We start from the raw sequence: 21,278 nt of genomic DNA, 5'->3' as shown, positions 1-21,278 counted from the left end.
GATTGTTTCGGAAATTTTAATTTGCTGAGTCTGGATAGATGCCACAATCGCCAATAGAACTTAAAGGCAGCAGTTTTACTCTTTCAGTTATTCACTTATACAGTGAAGAGCCTAAACTCATCAAAAAAGCGCTGCAAGATAAAGTAAATCAAGCTCCTGATTTCTTTAAAAATGCTCCTGTCGTAATTAACATTGCTGAATTATCCCCAAATGCAGATTTACAGAGCATTCATCGTTCTGTTGTTTCTGCGGGATTACGTATTGTTGGGGTCAGTGGGTGTACTAACCCGCAAATGCGACAAAAAGCAAACGATGCTGGTTTACCGATATTAAGCGAAGGTAAAAGTCAAAAACCTGTTGAGATTCAGCCTGAGCCTCAGGCTGCTACAGTTCAAACTGAGCCTTTATATCGTAAAACTCGTATTATCAATACCCCTGTTCGCTCTGGACAACGTATTTATGCACCAAATAGTGATCTGATCGTCACAAGTAATGTTAGTGCAGGTGCAGAACTATTAGCAGATGGTAATATCCATATTTATGGCGTGATGCGAGGCCGTGCATTAGCAGGGGCCTCCGGCGATATTGAAAGTCAGATTTATTGTACTCATTTGCAAGCTGAGCTGGTCTCAATTGCAGGTGAATATTGGCTGAGCGATCAAATCCCTGCTGAATTTCTCGCCAAAGCAGCTAAACTTTGTTTAGTTGATAACAAACTTAATATCGAATATTTAAATTAGACCTTATTTACAAGGAATTATTCATGGCACGCATAATTGTAGTGACTTCAGGTAAAGGTGGCGTTGGTAAAACCACTTCAAGCGCGGCCATAGCTACTGGCCTGGCACAAAAAGGGAATAAAACAGTAGTGATCGATTTTGATATCGGCCTACGTAACCTTGACCTCATCATGGGGTGTGAACGTCGAGTAGTCTATGACTTCGTAAACGTTATCCAAGGTGATGCGACCCTGAATCAGGCTTTAATCAAAGATAAGCGCACCGAAAATTTATTTATTTTACCTGCTTCACAAACACGCGATAAAGACGCATTAACTCGAGAAGGAGTAGGCAAAATTCTTGACGAATTGAGCGACGACCTTGGTTTTGATTTTATTGTTTGTGATTCCCCCGCTGGTATCGAAAGTGGCGCTTTAATGGCGCTCTATTTTGCTGACGAAGCCATTATCACTACCAACCCGGAAGTGTCTTCTGTCCGTGACTCTGACCGTATTTTAGGTATTTTAGCGTCAAAATCACGTCGTGCAGAAAAAGGTGAAGAACCGATTAAAGAACACTTATTGTTAACACGCTATAACCCTGGCCGTGTAACCCGTGGCGATATGCTAAGCATGGAAGATGTTCTGGAAATCTTATGTATTCCTTTGATTGGTGTTATTCCGGAAGACCAATCTGTACTGCGCTCTTCTAACCAAGGTGAACCGGTCATTTTGGATACAGAATCTGATGCAGGCCAAGCCTATGATGATTGTGTTGCTCGTATTTTAGGTGAAGATCGCCCTATCCGTTTCATTGAAGAAGAGAAAAAAGGTTTCTTAAAACGCCTATTTGGGGGATAAATAATGGCTTTATTGGATTTCTTTCTGTCGAGAAAAAAAACGACAGCGAATATCGCAAAAGAGCGATTACAAATCATCGTCGCAGAACGCCGCCGCGGTGATAGCGAGCCCCCATATCTTGCAGATATGAAAAGAGATATTTTGCAGGTTATCTGTAAGTATGTCCAAGTTGACCCTGAGATGTTATCAGTGCAATTTGAGCAAAAAGGGGATGATATTTCTGTTCTTGAACTAAACGTTACGCTACCTGAAGGTGACGAAATAAAAACAACAACAGAAGAAAAGTAATTTGCAAAGAAAGCCGCTGTCTAATTTTAGGATTAATTCAATAGGTCGCGGCTTGCTTTTATCTTATTAATATAAAAATAAATAAAGCCCCCCCCTCGGGCGCTAATTTCAAACATCTATTCAGATTGAAAGCCACCCTCTATTTGGCAATTTATAACTCGAATTCAATTGACAATGTTATCTGTTTCTTTAAACCCTCTGGTGGTATACCAACAGAGCGACTCTTTGCTATAGCCGTTAACGCAGCTTGGTCGAGTTGTGTATGCATAGAAGACTTAGCAATACTCACTCTTGTTATCTCCCCCGATGACGTAAGCGTAAAATTCACCAAAACCTTTCCTTGGGTATGGGTATTTCTTGCTTTTCTTGGGTAACGTTTATGGCGCTCTATTTCTCTACGTAATTTATCAATATAAGATTGATAATTCGCACTTATATTATCCCCTACTGCCCTCGTATTTTGCGCACCCTGTTCCCCAGCGGCATTTGACAAAGCACTATTTTGGCCTGCTTGTTGTTCTTGTTTTACATCATCGTTTTTTTTGTTTTGTTGTTGTTCTTCTTTCTGCTTAATTATTTTCTTATTTGGTTGTTTTTGTTCTTTTTTCTCGATAACTTTTTTCTGTACATCCGAAACTTTATTTTCATCACTATGCGTACTTTTTTTATCAGCAACTTTGATTACCGCATTTTCATTTTGTTGCGACTCAGAAAGTAAACCGCCAGTTCGCTTATTATTTAATGTGACATCATTTATTTGCCTTTCAATTACATTTTGCGTCAATGCAATAGAGATAATCGCCGCCTTTATTGGCGTATAAATTTGTGCATGACGTGTTTTTTCAGCACTTAAGCAATAAAAAACGATACCAAAATGAAATAATAGCGAAACCATAACAGCAAAATTAAAACGTAGAGTAAGCATTTTAATATCCCTAATAGCCCCTTCGCTAATGCCAAAACATAACTACATCAACGAAGGGGAATTCCTTTTAGAAGCGACTTGTTACATTGAAGCGTATAGTTCTACCCGGTGCCGGCATCATACTGCGGGTTAGAGGATCAATATAATATTCATCAAATAAATTCGTGGCTAATAATTCAAACGATAGGTCTTTATTAAACTGGTAATTAACATAAGCATCAGCAGTAAAAACCGCATTCCAGCTCATTGGGCTATTATTTAATGGTGCATATGAGAATGGATATTTATCTATCATTTCTGCCTCATCCTCATTTTTTGCTTTACTGTGATAACGCATACGGCTACCCACTTCCAAGCTTTCATCTAAGAAGCGTAGACCTAGATTGGCATGAATACTGTATTTGGGTTGCAATTGAGTACGTAAATAGCCATTGGGGAACCCTGCTGTTGTACACTCTGAGCCCCCAAACTTGTTATAGGGGTCCATCACCATCAATGAGACTTCATCACAAACTTCATTTTTTAAGCGGTAATCTACCCCTAAGTCACCAAATACCCAGCCATTATCATAACGTGCCAATAGCTCCAAACCAGCCGTATTATGTTTATCAACCTGCGTAAAGACTAACCTGTCGTTCCTATCAAAGGCATTTGTGACTACGGTGTTGTAGTAATTTATACGTAAGTCAGCATGATTTTCTGCCGCAACCAGTTCTTGGAAATTACGCACATATCCCAGTTCTATCGTATGGCTGCGTTCTGGCAAATAAACCGGTGGTGTGTAATTCGGCTCTCTTCCCCCCGAAAAACCAATAGTGTCTTCAAAGATACTAGGCATTCTAACGGTTTCTAAATAACGCCCAAATATTCGGTCGTTCTCTGTTAAATAAATTGTTGCCCCTAATGCCGGAGCCCAAGCTGATTCTTCATTTCTTTTCGGCGCTTTAAATTTTTGGTCATCTGTATAGAACACTTCATCTGATCCATAAGTATTACTATGCCCCAATCGATGTTTTTTGGCTTTTAAGCCAGTTACAGGGTCTATTGCTTCTTCTTTTAAATCAACTTCCCCATTATAGAATGGGTTATTTTTGCGTATAAATCGGTTATTTTCATCGACCTTCCATTTCACTATATGGTCCATTTCTGTGATTCTAAATTCTAAATTTTTCCTATTGCGTTGATTAAAGCCTGTATATCCTAAAGCATTCTTTTTCATTTTTAGCGCTTTCTCGATAAAAATTCGCCTTTCATAAGATCTTTCTACTGTATCTTTAAATGTCTTCCCTTTATCATCAACATACTGCTGTATTGTTTGGTATTCTTCTGCACTTAATAAACGGGATAACCTATAGTTTCGAGCGGTTATATGGCTATAGGGCGCATAATTTACATCTTTGGCCGCAATGCGTCTCTCTTTTAATAAATCCCTTGACCAGTAACTAATATATTGCGCCCCTGCATTCAGGCTTAACCAATCAGTTGGCTGCCAATCAAACCGAACAGTACCATTATATTCCCGACGCTTACCTTCCCTTGGGATAGCACGGAACATGTTCCCCTTGGGGCTAGAATCCGAATTAAAAATATCTTCACGGCTACCAATGGTTTCATCAATTAAGCTTCCCATTAAAGTCACTTTAAATTCAGGTGTAATTTGAAATTTATTGGATAATGAGACACCATAGCGATCGTTAAGTTGGTTTAATTTAATGCCATCAACTAAGGTGCCATTGATAGCAGGGTTTTTACCCACACCATTATCTCGGTTGAGTTCATAATTCCAATCCCTTTCTAATGGTTCCCTTGGTTGCCCCCCTGCGGTATTTGAATTTAAATCGGTCTTTGTTAACCAATAACCTAAGCGAAAATCAATCCAACCAATGGACTCGGGTTTGAACGAGTAATTGGCATAAAACGTATTTAAGGCTAAGTTAGCCAAGGGCCATTGCGGAATTTTCCCCTCAAGATCATAGTAACGAATTTGTGATGGCATGATTTCGCCATAATGACTCACTGTACGCATATAACCCAGAGATAAATCTTGCGCATTCGGTAACATCAAATTTAATTTAGTCAACAACGTCGACATTTCATTCGAGGTATTCGCCACCTCTGTATTTGGCCCGTAAATTCTAGCTACAAAGGGTATATAGGGGTCTATCGCCTTATTCGGGTTATTAGGGTCATAGGTAATGATATCATCATAAAATTTATCCGCCCCACGGCGCCCTGCAAAATAGTTGCCTTGGTTGCGGTAGCTGTATGCCAACATCAAATCAAACTTTTCTTGCCGTGTCCCAATGGCAATGCGCGCTGCGTTATCTTTCAGATTAAAGAATTTGGCGTTACCTTTACTACGAGCATCAACCAGCATTTCGTGATCTTGAAAATAAATTCCACGAAACTTCTGGATCTCTAATGAACTCATTAGGCGCTTATCATCACGGTAATCGATACCGTGGTTTAAATGGTTAATCCGCGGCTTTGTAGAGTTACTCGATGTTTCTAATTTAATATCAAAACCAAACTTGCCGTATTTATCCACAACGTCATCAATGCCTAGCGTTGTTATGGCAACTCCACCGCCTGTCGATGTACGCACATTGCGGTCTAGCGTTGCGCTTTTCATTACTTTAATACTGCTAATCATATTCGGGTCGATATAATTGCGGTTATTCGCCCCGTTATAGCCACGCCACACAGTGATAGCCTGTTCTGTACCATCCACAGTCACCGGAACACGCCCTTGCCCCTGTATCCCTCGTACATTGGGGTCTATCGCCCCACTATTACGGGCATCCCCACTATATACCCCTACAGCATGGTTAATGGTGTCTGCGGGGTTAGTGCCTTTATAACGATCAATTTCTTCTTTACTGATATAAATATTTGATTCATCTTTATCATATTGGTCGTCCGCCCCTTTTCTATCACGCTCTTTGATAGTGGTCGCTTTATCATTTACCACAATAGAGCCGATGTTTTCGCTTTGTTGGGCGTAGACTAAACTTGTAATACTGCTAATAGATAACCCTGTTGCGATATTAATGGCTATCACTGTTTTGATTTTCATTATCTGTTCCGGTGAAAATTAAAATTTCTTGGTGAAATTGACACCGACTTCACTTTGCTTAAAAGAATAAATAATATCTGCCGTGCTTTTATTAACTTGGCTATTAAAATAAATAGAAGGTGTAAAGGTTAATATTTTATTTTTATCAAATGTTATTTGGGCATTTAAATATTTATTATGATCTTTTCTTTTTACATTTAAATACACATCAAACTGTTCGAAATTTGTTTGCTTGTAACCTACCGCAACAAGAAAATCACACAACTCGGTGACCTTTAAAAAACCGGCTCTAATCCCATACTGTGAATAACTATCACTATTGCGTTGTTTTTCCCGATTGGCTCCATGTATTCCCCCAAAAGCGACTAACTGAGAATCAACTAAATAAGTTCCAAATAGTGAATAGATCCATTTATCACCATCATTAAAACTATACTCATGAGGATACGTTTTATTTTTATATTCAAAATCGCCTAAAATAGTTACTCGATGATTTAACGTATATTCTGTTGCTATTTTTCCTCCTAGGCTTAAATTATAATATTGGTTATCATGCCATTTGGCTTCAAATATTGGCAATATGCCGATTTTTGTATTCGCATTTTCAAATTGATAACCCCCGCTAACAAATATATTTATTTTTCTAGCCGTAACTGTTTTCATCGGTTCTAACCCAAACGCACCGAATGATAATAGCCCTGAATGGTTACCAACGAGAGGAAACCGCTTTGTTGATTTAATATAATAATGCCATTTTCCACCTGCGATAGACTGATTGCTGCTATTCATACATTTACTACGAAAACAGTACATTTCACGGCTATTTGATGCTTCATTTAAATTAAAATCATAACTTGAACCTAGCTTAACCATTCCTTGCCAGCGATTTTTATTCTCTAAATATATTTTTTTATTTTCAATATATTCAGCTAACTTACTTGATATTCCCCCGCTATGTTTTGTTTTTATATTCTGATATATCGATAATGCTGTCTCATAATGTTTAACATAAGTTAGTGCTCGTGCAAGTTTTAACTCAACCAAAAGCATATTAGGCTTGTGAATTAAAATTTCATTATATAACCTAATTGCCAAGTCATATTCATTATTTAATATCGCCCTTTCAGAGTAAATATATTTAACCAATTCTTTATCATGGTCTTTATGACTAACATAGTTATCAATGATTTTATTTATTGCGTCAAAATTTCTCTTCTGAATTAGATCATAAAGAATAAAGCCAAGTTCGTCGATGTTTTTTTTACTATATTTTACATTATTTATTTCTGATTGATGTTTTTTGTTACTATAACCATTTAGAATATTAGTTACCTCCATTTTTAAATATTGAACGGCCTGTATTGAATGTATAGGTAAAAGTAATAATAAAATTACATATATTAACTTTGTTTTTTTATTAAAAATAGACATGTTAAGGCTACCATTTTAATAATACAAATAAAAAAGTAGACAAGTTTTCTTTTGCCTACTTTTTTTATCCAATTATATTTTCAGTAATTATTCGTCTTTCTGCCCACCAAATGCCGTGTCTAACTCACGATTGTTATCATAAGAAAGAATACCGGCCACTTGTTCTGCATTATTACCAAATAGTTGTCCCATGCTGTTACCATAATGTGTTTCATTGGCAATAGCAGTACCACTAAATTTACCATCCTCTTCAATGTTCCCCGCCATGGAGTGGCTATTCGTTCCTTCTAATGCACCTGTATATGATTTATCCGCAAAATTTGCATTAAACCAACCCGTCTGTTTTGCTTCACCAGCGAACTGGTTAATACCCGCTATAGAATAAGTTGCTTGGCCACTGGTTGGGACTTCTGTTGTTGCATTTGCACCGGAGAAATAAACCGTGTGCATTGCATCATCGGCTAAGCCAGTTTGTGACCAATCACCGAAATATACCTCGGCATCTGCAACTTGACTAAATTGGAACTTTCCCATGCCACCGTGCGGGCTACCGCCACTTTCCAAAACATACACGTTGTCTGGCTTTTGTGTTACCATATATTTTAAGCCAGAAAATGATATGGTTTTGCCTTCCTTCATAAAGCGAGAACCAATTCCCGGTGCACCGATACTCCCCCCGTGTGGCCCCATGGTTGATTGAGTTTTATCGACAATAATATTTGTTTGATTATATCCATAATCTAAGCTTTGCTTTGATACCGTTTCTGCCATAACACCAACAGAAAATATAGAGAAAGATACAGCAACTGTAATTAATGATAATTTCTTCATTTTCGCGTCCTTTTCAATAGAAGTTTTAATTAGGTAGTTTTTTAAAAAGATACATTAAATAAAAGTTTATACTTTCCTTTAATGTTCGAGATTGAGTATATGCAAATGATTTTTATTTACAAATGAGAGGAATATAATTCAATTTTTTATTATTGGAAAACATGAAAAAATAACCTTTTATTTTTTAAATGGTTAATTAAAAACCCTATAATATCTAATTTTATTTATTAGGGTTTTCATTAAGAATTAATTTTATTTTTAAGAGTAATTACAATTATTGATTTAACGCAGAATAAATATATTAATAAATAAAACGTATGTTTTTATAATTTTATTAATAAATAATAAATATAAATGAAATACAGGTGGAGAAAGTAGGCTAGGTTAGGTTATTTAAATTAGGTACAAGAAGTACTCTTCTTGTACCTAATAATACGCTATATGCTTGCTAAGAGCTTTGCTATGGGCTCAGCGAGTAACCGCCCTCGCCAACCAGCCAATAGCTCAGGAGGTGTAACCGAAGACTTTAACCCCCAATGAATCGATAGTAATTGGTTAATTTGCCGTCTAGAGGCCAATAATTCTGCATTAAATTTTTCGTTTTCAGCAATATCTTTAACCAGCGCTTTAATTTCTTTAAATACGCTTTTGTACTGGCTCTGTTCAGTAATATTCGCCACCGGTGTTGGGTATTGGCTTTCATCAAGTTGTTTTGCTTGTTCGACAATCGCTAATAAACGCTTACCATGGCAACGAATTTCTTGCCCCGTTAAACCAAGTGCATCAAGTTCACCAAGAGAGCCTGGTAAATAGCGGGCTACTTTCCACAGGTGCTCTTCTTTCACCACAAAATTGACCGCCATATCACGTGCTTTAGCTTGGTTTAAACGCCATTGTGCTAATAACTGTAGGCAAGCGAGCTGTTCATCACGTAGTTGCCACGCATTATGGATATTCATGTAGGCTTTTTCTGGCTTTAGTGTTTTTTGCCGACGAGCGACAACACGTTGGCACTCATCTTTTACATCTTCCAAATAGCCTGCTTCAGTCACTTTTCCCATTAAAATTTCAGCTAATGGTAGCAAATACAGTACATCCGCCGCTGCATAATCACATTGTTTTTCGCTTAGCGGACGCGCGAGCCAGTCTGTCCGTGATTCACTTTTGTCTAGCTCAATACCTAAATGTTCAGCAACCAATGACGCGAAACCACAAGAAATTGGGTAACCTAAAAATGCAGCCACAACTTGTGTGTCGACCATTGGCTCAGGTACACAATCGAAATCATGCATAAACACTTCGAGGTCTTCACTCCCCGCATGTAAAAATTTCAGTTGTTCAGGGTTAGTTAAAAGCGTTTTGAATGGGCTAAAATCCGTCATTAATAATGGGTCAATTAACGAAACTTGCTTTCCATCATATAGCTGTAGCAAACCTAGTTGTGGGTAATATGTTCGGGTACGAACAAACTCGGTATCCAAAGCGAGCCATGGTGCATTACTAGCCTCTTGGCATACTTGGGCTAATTCACTATCTGTAGTTACTAAACGATAATTCAAAACAAGTTTCTCTTTTTTATTTTCATCACAATGACGCCGGTTAAAACCGGCGTCATCTATTCTTTGTTTAAGACTAAACCACAATCATACTGGTGATTTTTCTCTTTGCAATTTTTCTTCATCACGTAGGTCTTTACGCAAAATTTTACCCACATTAGATTTTGGTAATTCATCACGAAATTCAAATATCTTAGGTACTTTATACGCGGTTAATGAACGACGGCAAAAGGTTTTTAGCTCATCCCCCGTTAAATTCGCATTTTTCGTTACAACAAAAACTTTAACCGCTTCTCCTGTACTTTCACTTGGTACGCCAATTGCGGCACATTCTATAACGTCTGGATGTGCAGAAATAACATCTTCAATTTCATTTGGATAGACGTTAAAACCTGAAACGATGATCATATCTTTTTTACGATCAACAATACGAATATAACCTTCGCTATCTATTTCTGCGATATCCCCCGTCGCTAACCAACCATCCACTATCGTGTCCGCGGTGGAATCAGGCCGGTTCCAATACCCTTTCATGACTTGTGGACCTTTTACCCACATTTCGCCAGGCTCACCAATAGCGACTTCATTGCCATCGTCATCAAGGAATTTAACATCTGTTGACGGAACAGGTAAACCAATGCTTCCACTATAACTGGTTAAATTATAAGGATTACCCGTTACTAGTGGTGCACATTCTGTTAACCCATACCCTTCGAGCAAATGTTTCCCAGTCAGCTTCTGCCATTTTTCTGCAACGGCTTTTTGAACAGGCATTCCGCCTCCAACTGAAAGACGTAAACGTGAAAAATCTAATTTTTTGAACTCTTCATTATGCAGCCACGCATTAAATAACGTGTTAACACCGGTGATTGACGTAACGGGATAACGTCCTAGTTGTTTTACGGTATCAGGTACATCTCTAGGGTTGGTAATCAATAAGTTAACTCCCCCTACTGTAATAAACAATAAGCAGTTAACCGTCAAAGCGAAAACGTGATACAGCGGTAAAGCAGTGACAACAAATTCAGCCCCAAATTTCAGTACAGGCCCGTAAGCCGCTCTTGCTTGCTCAATATTTGCTAACATGTTGCGATGAGTTAACATCGCCCCTTTAGCAACACCGGTTGTTCCACCCGTGTATTGCAAAAAGGCCAAGTCATCACCGGTAATGTTAGGTTTAATATACTGCATACGATAGCCATAATGCATAGCACGGCGAAAGGAAATAGCATCTGGTAAATGATATTTAGGAACTAAGCGTTTGACATACTTAACTACAAAATCAACAATCGTGGCTTTAGGACGTGAAAGTTGGTCACCCATCCGCGTTAAAATGACGTGTTTCACTTTGGTATTGAAAACAATTTTTTCCAGCGTATGCGCAAAATTCGATACAATCACAATCGCTGTTGCACCGCTATCATTCAATTGATGCTCTAATTCTCTTGGGGTATAGAGTGGATTAACATTTACTACAACCATTCCTGCTCGTAATACCCCAAACAAAGCAATCGGATATTGTAATAGGTTTGGCATCATTAATGCGACACGATCCCCTTTTTTAAGGCCAAGTCCATTTTGTAAGTAGGCAGCAAAAGCGCGACTTCTCTCTTCAAGCTTCCGATAAGTCATCACCGCCCCCATGTTAATGAAAGCAGGTTGGTCGGCAAATTGAGAAACCGCATTTTCAAGTAACTCTGCTAGAGAAGCGAAGTTATCAGGATTGATTTCTTCCGGCACATCAGCAGGGTAATTTTTTAGCCAGATTTTTTCCAAAATGTTACTCCTGAATTTAGTGAAGTTATTATACTCAACATCTCTTTTAACAAATTATTAACTCAGCGTACCAGTTTGAAAAACAGACAATGTCAAGGTTGAGAGGTCTATCACTAAATAAATTTTGTTCCTTCAAGAAAAAACAAGGCGGACTAAGCCGCCTTGTTTATCTTAAATTAGTTAAACAGATATAAATCCGTACAAGATTGCGCAATTATACATGATGTTACGTTGTTTTTGGAGAGCTTATCTAGTCACTTAAGAAGGGATTTAACCTATTACGTTAACTAAAGTCATTTTTATTGGAACTAAATTTTAGTTAATGTTTTTATTACGTACTTTCATCTGTTAGCACATATTTAGATAATTTATCTATACCAACAAAAAAGCCCTACTATAAGCAGGGCTTTCAAATAAAGAAAAATAATCATTATTCTGTTAGATACGTTTGTACGGGGACTGGGCCTCCAGGATAACCGTATCCATAACCATAGCCCCATGGGTGGTTATAAAAATACGGGTCGCCATAATAACCATACCCCCACGGGCCAGACGGCGGAAGCATGACACTTTGAGCGACATTCCAGCGTTGGAAACCTGTCACATCTAACGTGACATACTTATAAGGAACTTGCCCTACTTTCCCTTGTTGCTCACCAGTGATTTTCCCCACCACAGTGATATAACGGTTAGTAAAATCACTTGGTTCACGAAAACCATTTAGGTATGCATAAATACGCCCAATAGAAGGGGCATTGAGTTCTGGCGCGGCATCATATTTATTTAATGCCATCACCGCAATTTCTAACCGTGTTCTTGCTGCTTCATTTTCAACTGCAAGGACTTTCCCACCAAAACGTGCTTCCTGACCAATATACATTTCAGGGGCATTTTGTACGGAAATTAAGTTATCTGTTGGGTTTTGCACCGAACCTTGAATTGAAGCAGGTATCGAAACACACCCTGTCAGTGCTAATACGCTTGCAACAAAAAGGCTTTTAAGTGCATTACGGTAGTTTAATTCAATGTTCATAGACCACCTCCGATTAGCGATATTATAAATTCAGGTAATACAGTTTTAAATAGCATTTAGCAAACAAAACACGATATGTTAAAAGCAGCCATAAAAATTTCATTACACCCTAATAATATCCTAAATTATTGAATGATTCGATTTGTATTTTTATTATTCAATATTTGATTTGTTTTCTGTTTACTATAAAAAATTGGCTATACCACAGGGTATAGCCAATGCAAAATCAATTAATTTCCTGCGTACTATTCACGACCAGGCAATTTTTTCCATGTAACTTCATTACGTAGGTAAGTAGGTTCGACGTTTTCAACGGCAACCACTTTTCCCTGTTGCCATAATTGAGCCGCAATGGGTAACATATCTTGCGCATCAGGCAGCGTAATATGACTGTTAGACAATGACGCTGAGTCATTCAGCAATGAAGGATACGCTTCCCATCCGGTACCTGCATAACCCCAAGCCCCTGAAAGCTCAGTAAATTTATTTTTAAAATCATCGGGAAGTAGAACAGCTTCGGTTTCTTCACCTAACCAGAGGCCTTCGGATGTTCGCTGATATTGGGCACAATAGATTTCTGACATCCGTGCATCAATAGCCACTAGCACGTGCTCATGCCCTGCAGTGCGAAAAGCGCCTTCGGCAAGAGTCATCAAAGAGGACACGCCAATCATGGGCAAATTAGCCCCTAATGCTAACCCTTGTGCGATACCAACACCAATACGAACCCCCGTAAAGCTGCCTGGACCACGCCCGAAAGCTAATGCATCTAGCTGGTTCAACCCCATTCCTGCTTCTGCAAGAACTTCCTCTACCATGGGTAAAATTTTTTGTGTGTGCTCGCGAGGAGAAATCGCAAAACGCGAAATAATATCACCCTCACACCAAAGTGCGACTGAACAGGCTTCTGTTGCTGTATCAACAGCAAGAATACGACTCGACATGCCTAAACTCCGGCAAATAAATAGATTTTGATTAAAAGATGCCGTTTATATTAGCACAAACGGCTGTAGGAATAGCAGAAAAACAAGCTAAGATTTACCTTGTTCTATTGGCTTCTTGCCTTTTATCTTCAAGAAATGCAATTGCTTTTTGTATACTTCTTGTTCGTGGTGATGGCGGAAGGCTGCGTAAAAAAACTTCACCATAAGGACGCGTCACTAAACGGTTATCACAAATAACGATAACCCCATAATCACTGGTATCACGAATTAACCGCCCGACACCTTGTTTTAAGGTAATCACTGCATCTGGTAATTGAACATCAGAAAAAGGGTCTCCGCCCCGTAATTCACAATCTTCGATACGCGCTCTTAATAACGGGTCATCCGGAGCAGTAAATGGGAGTTTATCGATAATCACACAAGTCAGTTCATCACCTCGCACATCAACCCCTTCCCAAAAACTACTGGTCGCAACTAACACGGCATTCCCTGCTGAGATGAATTGGGATAACAGTTTATTTTTACTGCTTTCCCCTTGCATTAAGACGGGTAATGTCAATGTGGATTTAAACTCTTCGGCCAATTCACGCATCATGAGATGCGATGTACATAAAAAGAAACAGCGCCCTTGATTTTTTTCAATCATAGGCCGTAGCATTGTTGCCAATTTTTGCGCTAGACCTCGTTGATTGAGTTCGGGTAAAAAACGCGGAACACATAATAAGGTTTGGCTTTGATAATCAAATGGACTGGCTAATAGTAACGTTTTTGCTGTGACTAAACCTAAACGGTCAGTGAAGTGGCTTAATTTTTCATTTACCGACAAAGTTGCTGATGTGAAGACCCAACTGGCTGGCGTATTTGCAATCATTTCACTGAATTTATCTGCAACCGTTAAGGGGGTAAGCGCCAATAGAAAATGACGACCATAACTTTCAAACCAATAACTATAACCCGCAATCGTCACATCTTTTAAACGATTCAAACGATTTCGGTAAATAGTGACGCGCTCAAAAATAGAGTCTAAGCTCTGTGATCGGCCTAAAGTGGTTTTGATCACTTCGTAACAAAGTTCAAGAGAATCATCAAGTAGTGTCAATGCTCTTTGTACTTCAGGGCGTTTTAGTAAATCACGTAAATTGCCACGAAAGCTGTTTTCCCCCAAATTGAGCCGGAAATCCAGTGTACTTTGAGTGAGCCTATCTGCACTTTTTTGTAGTTGTACTTGGTCTTTTAACTCAGTTCGATAAGTCATAATCATATCGCGAGCAAGATCAAGCAGTTGACGACTGCTAAGCTGCTGACCAAAATATTGGCTAGCTATATCAGGAATTTGGTGCGCTTCATCAAAAATCATGACTTCTGCTTGGGGAATTAGCTCACCAAAACCCGTGTCTTTCACGACTCTATCAGCCATAAATAAATGATGATTTACAACAACAATATCTGCTTCTAAGGCTTTACGTCGTGCTTTTAAGACAAAACAATCTTGGTAACGTGGGCAATCGCTGCCGAGACAATTATCATTAGTACTCGTCACTAACGGCCAAACTGGGCTGTCTTCAGCGATATCATGGCAGGTACTCGTATCACCTAGCTCAGATTCGATTGACCAACTGCGTAGCCTAACCACCGCTGATAATATTTCAGGTTCAAGGCTACCACCACCGAGGGACTGTTGGTCTAATCGCTCTAAGCATAAATAATTTGATCGCCCCTTTAACAAGGCTGTACGCCCAGTGTAATTCATGGCATCAATAATTGTCGGTAAATCCCGGTGATACAGTTGATCTTGTAAGGCTTTTGACCCCGTTGAAACAATGACTTTTTTTCCACTACGCAATGCAGGAACTAAATAAGCATAAGTTTTCCCTGTTCCAGTACCTGCTTCCGCCACCAGCACATGCTGTTGCTCAATCGACTCAGTGACTGCGTTCGACATTGTAACTTGTGCTTCTCGAGGCTGAAAACCGGGAATTGTTCTGGCTAAAAAGCCATCCGCAGAAAAATCGTCGTGCACTACAAGACCTATTTATTAGTAATAATGAGGGCACACTTTACCATGAGTTTATTAACCCTGCTGAGGTAATTATTGTCCTCTTGAACAACTGATTTTCATCCAGCCAACAAACTGTTATTCTTGAGCCACATGTATAATAAGGAATAATTATGACTATCAAACGTATTGACCCGGATAATCGTTGGTCTGAAGCTGTTATTCACAATAATGTAATTTACTACACCAGTGTGCCTGAAAACCTTGACGCTGATATTGTTGCTCAAACAGCAAACACGCTCGCGGCAATTGATGTGATGCTTGAACGTGTTGGTTCAGACAAAAGTAAAATTCTTGATGCCACCATTTTTCTTGCTGATAAAGCCGATTTTGCTGGTATGAACCAGGCATGGGATGCTTGGGTTGTTGCAGGAAGTGCGCCTGTCCGTTGTACTGTCCAAGCATTGTTGATGAAGCCTGAATATAAAGTTGAAATTAAGATTGTTGCAGCAATTGATTGATTAGACAGCTTTTCTTTGATTAAAATGGACGCCAATGATGAGCGCCCATTTTATTTTGAACCGTTATATTTTGAGAATCTAGCCAACAACGTGACAGTGCAAAATATGACGAGCATTATGACATCTTAATAAGCACCATTCCCAGCAACAGTAACACAATTCCCCCCCAACCTTTATAATTTAGCCGTTGATTGAAAAGAATCCAACCTGCTGCTACTGTCGCGATAATACCGAATGCTCCCCATAACGCATAAGCAATTGAAAGCTCGATTCCTTTTACCGCTTGCGCTAATGCACTGAAGGCTCCGAGTACCGCAATTAGGGAGAGAATACCTATCCAATACCGTTTAAATCCATTCGACATTTTTAATAAAATGTTGGCTGCGATTTCTAATATTACTGCTAGGACCAAAAACGCAGCATGCCACCATTCAAAATGACTCGCCATATTACGCCTCCGACTTAGCTTCGCGCCCAACCAAAGCATTTGTTTTGGCTGCATTGACCGCGTTTTGTGTAACTTGTTTTACTTTCTGCGCAGATTGACGAACGGTGGCTTTTTTGGTGCCTGATTTAATCAGCCCAATACCAGTGATCAGTAATACTAATCCACCTATTTTCATCGGTGATAGTGATTCTCCAAACCACATGACACTAAATGTTGTGATAAAAAGAATACCGATCCCTTCCCAGAGTGCATAGGCGACACCTAATGCCACTTTTTTAACTGCAATGGCAAGTAAAATGTATGATGTTGCTATCATGACATACATCACCACCATACCGGTCAAATCACCACTTACGCTGGCATGTTTCATTGATAATGTACCGATAACCTCGGCAACGATAGCTAATACTAAAAATATCCAGTAAATCATTATAATATCTCTCTATGTACAGCCACGTAACAGCCTGTTTTTTGTACAGAACAAATAGATAAATTACTATTGCGTGGTTGTTGAAAATTCAAATAAATAACAACGTGTTGCTGAGTTTATTCAGCGAAATGAATAATCGAGAGAGACGCTATAATGCACCACACCAGTAGTGTTCACTGGAAAGGATAGCTGAAAGGAAAAGCCTGTGTGTCGTTCTTTTTTGGGACTTGCTGATCTTGCCGCTAGTTGAGCTAAGCATGATATCTTATTCTTTTCATCAGGTAGACATCTACCCAATTTACTCCGAACCCTCATGTTGATAGTTAATTTCAGCTTATTTTTAGCATGCCAATTTTATTAAGTCAATGAATATAAACATTTTTTGCAATGAATGGAAATATGCATAACTATTCATTAATATGCTAATTAACCCTTGAACTATCAATAATTATACGAATAAACAAGCGACAACAATAAATTTTTCATTGGAATTATTTTATAAAAAAATCTCTTTATTCCACTTTTTATACTCTCATCACACCTAAAATAGGCTATTCGATTTTTAACATTGACAACCTGATTGAACAAGCTTCTTATAGTAACCATATGATTGTAATATGCCGAAGAGAGAGCCATGAATACCTTTAGCCTTACCTCCAATAGTTTCCAAAATGCCGCAGATGCAACACCATTACCTTATGATGTCGTATCAATTCAATCGCAAGTTATTTATGGCAGCGTTGGGAATAGCATTGCCGTTCCAGCGTTGACAAAACAAGGTTTACGCGTAGCGGCAGTCCCTACCGTGGTACTGAGTAATACGCCTCATTATACCACTTGCTATGGTGGGGAGTTACCTGGAGAGTGGTTTCGTGGTTATTTAAACGGTTTTGTTGAACGTGGTAGTTTAGATTCTGTAAGATCTATTTTGACTGGTTATCTAGGCTCCCCCGAAAAAGCTCAAGACTTAGCTGACTGGTTAACCCTCGTCCGCAAAGAACGAGCAGAACTACCGGTTATTGTTGACCCAGTCATGGGGGATGAGGACAGTGGTTTTTATATTCCCCCTGAAATTGCCGAGGTCTACCGTGATAAAGTCATACCTTTAGCAACAGGCATTATTCCAAACAAATTCGAGCTCATGACCTTAAGTGGCAGACAAGTTAATAATTTGGATGATGCGACAGCTGCAGCCCGCAGCTTATTAAAAGGAAATACCCAGTGGGTAATCATCACAAGTGCTTTCCAGCCTGATGATGATAATATCGAAGTAGTCTGTGTTACCAAAGATAACGTGGCTGTTATCCGCCACAAACGTTACCCTGTCACGCCAAAAGGAACGGGGGATTTATTTGGTGCAGAACTCACTGCACAATTATTAGCTGGGTTATCCGTTCCTGATGCCGCTAAAATGGCGTGTTTACGTATCGAACAAGCAATTATTCACATGGCCGCTACTGGGCGTAGTGAATTAATTCTTTAATACCACGATATAAGAAGCATAGAGAAATGGCGGGATAATCCCGCCATTTTAGTCAATACACTGTCTAATATTTCAAGTATTGATAATTTTATTCAAACTCATTCCACGAACGACCATCACGAGCAATCATTGCTACAGATGCAATCGGCCCCCAAGTCCCTGCTTGGTATGGCTTAGGCGCTTCATTGTCCATTGCCCATGCATCTATAATAGAGTCAACAAATTTCCATGCTTCTTCTACTTCATCACGACGAACAAACAGTGCTTGAATGCCACGCATTGCTTCAAGCAATAAACGTTCATAAGCGTCTGCAAGGTGAGTTTGGTTGAAAGTTTCGGAGAAACTTAAATCCAATTTAGTGGTTTGTAAACGGTGTTTATGATCAAGGCCTGGTGCCTTATTCATAATTTCAATATCAATCCCTTCGTCTGGCTGCAAACGAATGGTTAGTTTATTCTGAGGCAGATCTTGATAACTTTCCGAGAAAATATTCAACGCGGGCTTTTTAAAATAAACCACAACTTCTGAACATTTAGCCGGTAGACGTTTCCCCGTACGTAAATAGAAAGGCACACCCGCCCAACGCCAGTCATCAATATCAACACGCAAAGCAACGAATGACTCAGTCATACTTTGCTTGTTCGCCCCTTCTTCCTCTAAATATCCTGGGACTTTTTTGCCTTGAACAAAACCAGAGGTATATTGCCCACGTACTGCCTTTTCACGCACATTAGTATGGTCAATGCGACGTAAAGAACGTAAGACTTTCACTTTTTCATCACGAATACGGTCTGTGGTTAAATCTGCCGGTGGTGACATCGCAATCATCGTTAAGATTTGCAATAAGTGGTTTTGCACCATATCACGCATTTGGCCAGCTTGATCGAAATAGCCCCAACGACCTTCGATTCCCACTTCTTCTGCAACCGTGATCTGGACATGATCGATAGTGCGGTTGTCCCAGTTATTGATAAATAACGAGTTTGCAAAACGTAATGCGAGTAAGTTTAAAACGGTTTCTTTACCAAGATAGTGGTCAATACGATAAACTTGGCTTTCATCAAAATACTTGGCCACTTCATTATTAATTTCTTGTGACGACGCTAAATCCGTTCCCAGTGGTTTTTCCATGACAACACGATTTGGCTTTTTATTTAATTTAGCATGACCCAGCCCTTGGCACATTGCACCAAAGGTACTCGGTGGCATGGCAAAGTAATGGATAGCCGGTTGTGCATCTTGTTTTAACATTTCAGCTAAACGCACAAAACTTTCAGTCTGGTTAACGTCTAAGTTACAAAAATCCAAGCGAGAGCTCAGTTTTTCCCACAATGCTGAATCGAGATCTTCTTTTAAGAACTTATCTAACGCTTCTTTGACAAAGTGGACATAATCATCTTGACTCCATTCAGCCCGACCGACGCCAATAATACGCGTGTCTGGATGAATGTAACCCGCTTTCTCTAATTGATAAAGCGATGGCAGCAGCTTACGACGAGCGAGGTCTCCCTTGGTGCCAAAAATAATTAAGTCACAAGCTTGAGCAGCATTATGTACCGCCATATTGGTTCTCCTCAATTTGCGGAATGTAAGACCTAACTAGGATAGGCCTTATTGTAATTTTGTTAAAATTAGCCCTAATTCCGCTAATGTACCCTGTTGCTAGTGCCCAGTAAATGTTCATGATACCGATCACAGTTTTTATGATGAAAAAAACAACATATTCCCTGTTTACTCTTATGTTACACACTGAATAATTTTTAGTGTATTAAAAAGATGCGATTTAACTGAATGGAGACAGCTTGCGTAAAAAAATAACAAAATATGTAGGATGTTTACTAATCTGAAAATTAGATACGGGTCAAAGTTTCACAAAAAGCTGCTAATTATCACCTGCATTCAGATAGCTTACATATCATACATAGTATATTTTCACTCTCTATTACAGCATCACGACAAGAAATTAAAAATCAACAATAGGATAACGTGATGACTCACAAATTTCTCCTTTCGATGAAATAGGCGCTTTTGCTATATGAATATTTTAGAACAAATGAAAACAAGTCTCGATTTTTTAAGTAAATCAGAAAAAAAGGTGGCTGACGTTATTTTAGGTATGCCACAAAATGCCATTCATCTCAGTATCGCCACACTAGCGCAATTAGCAGATGTTAGCGAACCAACAGTAAACCGCTTTTGTCGGAAAATGGGCACGAAAGGATTCCCTGATTTTAAACTACGATTAGCGCAAAACTTAGCCAATGGCACCCCTTACATCAATCGCCATATAGAAGAAACTGACACAGTAAATACCTATACTCACAAAATTTTTGAATCGGCTATGGCCGGATTAGATAATGTGAAACATACACTCGATATTAGTGCAATTAACCGTGCTGTTGATTTATTAACCCAAGCACGAAAAATCAGTTTTTTTGGCTTTGGTGCCTCTGCTGCTGTCGCCCACGACGCAATGAATAAATTTTTCCGCTTTAATATTCCTGTCATATACTTCGATGATATTGTCATGCAACGTATGAGCTGTATCAATAGTGCTGAGGGGGACGTTATTGTGCTCATTTCCCATACGGGAAGAACTAAGGCATTAGTTGACATGGCACGTTTAGCACGGGAAAACGATGCCACCGTCATAGCAATTACCTCAGAAAACTCTCCGCTATCCCAAGCCGCTTCCCTATCTATCATTATTGATGTGCCTGAAGATACAGATATCTATATGCCGATGGTATCAAGAATGGCTCAGCTCGCAGTAATTGACGTATTAACAACGGGTTTTACGTTAAGAAGAGGTGAAAAATTTAGAGATAACTTGAAGCGCGTCAAAGAAGCATTACGGGATTCGCGGTTTGATAGCATCTAAAGGCAATAAATTGACAAGATAAACGCTTTTCTTTGCTTTTCAGGCTTTAATAGTTTTACAGACCTGATAGCATTAAGAA

Annotated in this window: 18 protein-coding genes; 6 read left to right on the top strand and 12 right to left on the bottom strand. The window is 39.1% G+C overall.

The features are described from left to right. The first annotated feature begins 38 nt into the window (after positions 1 to 38). Genes minC through minE form a run of 3 tightly spaced genes read left to right on the top strand, consistent with a single transcriptional unit; the run spans position 39 to position 1,867 of the window. A complete protein-coding gene (gene minC, locus PSF09_RS06615; RefSeq protein ID WP_210839209.1) occupies positions 39 to 740 on the top strand; it encodes a septum site-determining protein MinC in 702 nt (233 codons plus the stop codon). Between the two features lie 23 nt (positions 741 to 763). Beyond that, positions 764 to 1,579, top strand: coding sequence for a septum site-determining protein MinD (minD, locus tag PSF09_RS06610; RefSeq protein ID WP_004910734.1), 816 nt, complete (start codon positions 764 to 766; stop codon positions 1,577 to 1,579). A gap of 3 nt (positions 1,580 to 1,582) precedes the next feature. Continuing rightward, positions 1,583 to 1,867: a cell division topological specificity factor MinE gene (gene minE, locus PSF09_RS06605; protein WP_004910733.1), complete on the top strand. Its 285-nt coding sequence runs from the start codon at positions 1,583 to 1,585 to the stop codon at positions 1,865 to 1,867. Between the two features lie 151 nt (positions 1,868 to 2,018). Here the strand turns inward: minE and PSF09_RS06600 are convergent, their stop codons facing one another. The 9 genes from PSF09_RS06600 to PSF09_RS06560 all read right to left on the bottom strand — a co-directional run bounded on the left by PSF09_RS06600 (position 2,019) and on the right by PSF09_RS06560 (position 15,459). Then, on the bottom strand, positions 2,019 to 2,792 hold the full coding sequence (locus PSF09_RS06600) for an energy transducer TonB (protein ID WP_272664959.1): 774 nt from the start codon (positions 2,790 to 2,792) through the stop codon (positions 2,019 to 2,021). A 67-nt stretch (positions 2,793 to 2,859) separates the two neighbouring features. Then, entirely contained in the window at positions 2,860 to 5,868 is a 3,009-nt protein-coding gene (locus PSF09_RS06595) for a TonB-dependent receptor domain-containing protein (RefSeq protein ID WP_272683648.1), read from the bottom strand. An 18-nt stretch (positions 5,869 to 5,886) separates the two neighbouring features. Next, complete coding sequence (locus tag PSF09_RS06590) at positions 5,887 to 7,299, bottom strand: surface lipoprotein assembly modifier (RefSeq protein WP_272683647.1); 1,413 nt, start codon at positions 7,297 to 7,299, stop codon at positions 5,887 to 5,889. A gap of 87 nt (positions 7,300 to 7,386) precedes the next feature. Beyond that, positions 7,387 to 8,130, bottom strand: a complete 744-nt coding sequence (locus tag PSF09_RS06585) for a Slam-dependent surface lipoprotein (protein WP_272664962.1) — start codon at positions 8,128 to 8,130, stop codon at positions 7,387 to 7,389. Positions 8,131 to 8,567: 437 nt separating this feature from the next. Further along, positions 8,568 to 9,689: a ribonuclease D gene (gene rnd, locus PSF09_RS06580; protein WP_272664963.1), complete on the bottom strand. Its 1,122-nt coding sequence runs from the start codon at positions 9,687 to 9,689 to the stop codon at positions 8,568 to 8,570. An 84-nt stretch (positions 9,690 to 9,773) separates the two neighbouring features. Continuing rightward, positions 9,774 to 11,462 carry a long-chain-fatty-acid--CoA ligase FadD gene (gene fadD, locus PSF09_RS06575; protein ID WP_210839219.1) on the bottom strand — a complete coding sequence of 563 codons (1,689 nt, stop codon included), beginning with the start codon at positions 11,460 to 11,462 and terminating at the stop codon, positions 9,774 to 9,776. Positions 11,463 to 11,892: 430 nt separating this feature from the next. Continuing rightward, a complete protein-coding gene (locus PSF09_RS06570; RefSeq protein WP_272683646.1) occupies positions 11,893 to 12,495 on the bottom strand; it encodes a Slp family lipoprotein in 603 nt (200 codons plus the stop codon). A gap of 245 nt (positions 12,496 to 12,740) precedes the next feature. Next, entirely contained in the window at positions 12,741 to 13,439 is a 699-nt protein-coding gene (gene tsaB / locus PSF09_RS06565) for a tRNA (adenosine(37)-N6)-threonylcarbamoyltransferase complex dimerization subunit type 1 TsaB (protein ID WP_272683645.1), read from the bottom strand. A gap of 94 nt (positions 13,440 to 13,533) precedes the next feature. After that, positions 13,534 to 15,459: an ATP-dependent DNA helicase gene (locus PSF09_RS06560; protein ID WP_272683644.1), complete on the bottom strand. Its 1,926-nt coding sequence runs from the start codon at positions 15,457 to 15,459 to the stop codon at positions 13,534 to 13,536. A 149-nt stretch (positions 15,460 to 15,608) separates the two neighbouring features. Here PSF09_RS06560 and PSF09_RS06555 point away from each other — a divergent pair, with 149 nt between their 5' ends. Next, positions 15,609 to 15,956: a RidA family protein gene (locus PSF09_RS06555; protein ID WP_004254978.1), complete on the top strand. Its 348-nt coding sequence runs from the start codon at positions 15,609 to 15,611 to the stop codon at positions 15,954 to 15,956. Positions 15,957 to 16,071: 115 nt separating this feature from the next. Here the strand turns inward: PSF09_RS06555 and mdtI are convergent, their stop codons facing one another. After that, a complete protein-coding gene (gene mdtI / locus PSF09_RS06550; RefSeq protein ID WP_112307026.1) occupies positions 16,072 to 16,404 on the bottom strand; it encodes a multidrug/spermidine efflux SMR transporter subunit MdtI in 333 nt (110 codons plus the stop codon). Between the two features lies 1 nt (position 16,405). Next, complete coding sequence (mdtJ, locus tag PSF09_RS06545) at positions 16,406 to 16,834, bottom strand: multidrug/spermidine efflux SMR transporter subunit MdtJ (protein ID WP_272683643.1); 429 nt, start codon at positions 16,832 to 16,834, stop codon at positions 16,406 to 16,408. A gap of 634 nt (positions 16,835 to 17,468) precedes the next feature. On the opposite strand from mdtJ, the gene pdxK reads away from it, so the two are divergent. Further along, entirely contained in the window at positions 17,469 to 18,317 is an 849-nt protein-coding gene (pdxK, locus tag PSF09_RS06540; protein WP_272683642.1) for a pyridoxine/pyridoxal/pyridoxamine kinase, read from the top strand. A gap of 88 nt (positions 18,318 to 18,405) precedes the next feature. On the opposite strand, the gene zwf is transcribed toward pdxK, so the two are convergent. Continuing rightward, positions 18,406 to 19,881: a glucose-6-phosphate dehydrogenase gene (gene zwf / locus PSF09_RS06535; RefSeq protein WP_004910705.1), complete on the bottom strand. Its 1,476-nt coding sequence runs from the start codon at positions 19,879 to 19,881 to the stop codon at positions 18,406 to 18,408. Positions 19,882 to 20,353: 472 nt separating this feature from the next. Here zwf and PSF09_RS06530 point away from each other — a divergent pair, with 472 nt between their 5' ends. Further along, positions 20,354 to 21,199 (top strand): MurR/RpiR family transcriptional regulator, encoded by an 846-nt coding sequence (locus PSF09_RS06530; protein ID WP_210839284.1) that lies wholly within the window; start codon positions 20,354 to 20,356, stop codon positions 21,197 to 21,199. The last annotated feature ends 79 nt before the right edge of the window (positions 21,200 to 21,278 follow it).

This window comes from Providencia sp. PROV141 (assembly GCF_028481645.1).
Classification (GTDB): Bacteria; Pseudomonadota; Gammaproteobacteria; order Enterobacterales; family Enterobacteriaceae; genus Providencia; species Providencia rettgeri.
Note: the sequence above shows the minus strand (reverse complement) of the source record. Positions and strands in the feature narration are given on the sequence as shown.

Excerpts from the sequence above, each read along its gene's own strand:
- minC (WP_210839209.1), top strand. The coding sequence starts at position 39 with ATGCCACAATCGCCAATAGAACTTAAAGGCAGCAGTTTTACTCTTTCA.
- minD (WP_004910734.1), top strand. The coding sequence starts at position 764 with ATGGCACGCATAATTGTAGTGACTTCAGGTAAAGGTGGCGTTGGTAAA.
- minE (WP_004910733.1), top strand. The coding sequence starts at position 1,583 with ATGGCTTTATTGGATTTCTTTCTGTCGAGAAAAAAAACGACAGCGAAT.
- PSF09_RS06600 (WP_272664959.1), bottom strand. The coding sequence starts at position 2,792 with ATGCTTACTCTACGTTTTAATTTTGCTGTTATGGTTTCGCTATTATTT.
- PSF09_RS06595 (WP_272683648.1), bottom strand. The coding sequence starts at position 5,868 with ATGAAAATCAAAACAGTGATAGCCATTAATATCGCAACAGGGTTATCT.
- PSF09_RS06590 (WP_272683647.1), bottom strand. The coding sequence starts at position 7,299 with ATGTCTATTTTTAATAAAAAAACAAAGTTAATATATGTAATTTTATTA.
- PSF09_RS06585 (WP_272664962.1), bottom strand. The coding sequence starts at position 8,130 with ATGAAGAAATTATCATTAATTACAGTTGCTGTATCTTTCTCTATATTT.
- PSF09_RS06570 (WP_272683646.1), bottom strand. The coding sequence starts at position 12,495 with ATGAACATTGAATTAAACTACCGTAATGCACTTAAAAGCCTTTTTGTT.
- tsaB (WP_272683645.1), bottom strand. The coding sequence starts at position 13,439 with ATGTCGAGTCGTATTCTTGCTGTTGATACAGCAACAGAAGCCTGTTCA.
- PSF09_RS06555 (WP_004254978.1), top strand. The coding sequence starts at position 15,609 with ATGACTATCAAACGTATTGACCCGGATAATCGTTGGTCTGAAGCTGTT.
- mdtI (WP_112307026.1), bottom strand. The coding sequence starts at position 16,404 with ATGGCGAGTCATTTTGAATGGTGGCATGCTGCGTTTTTGGTCCTAGCA.
- mdtJ (WP_272683643.1), bottom strand. The coding sequence starts at position 16,834 with ATGATTTACTGGATATTTTTAGTATTAGCTATCGTTGCCGAGGTTATC.
- pdxK (WP_272683642.1), top strand. The coding sequence starts at position 17,469 with ATGAATACCTTTAGCCTTACCTCCAATAGTTTCCAAAATGCCGCAGAT.
- zwf (WP_004910705.1), bottom strand. The coding sequence starts at position 19,881 with ATGGCGGTACATAATGCTGCTCAAGCTTGTGACTTAATTATTTTTGGC.
- PSF09_RS06530 (WP_210839284.1), top strand. The coding sequence starts at position 20,354 with ATGAATATTTTAGAACAAATGAAAACAAGTCTCGATTTTTTAAGTAAA.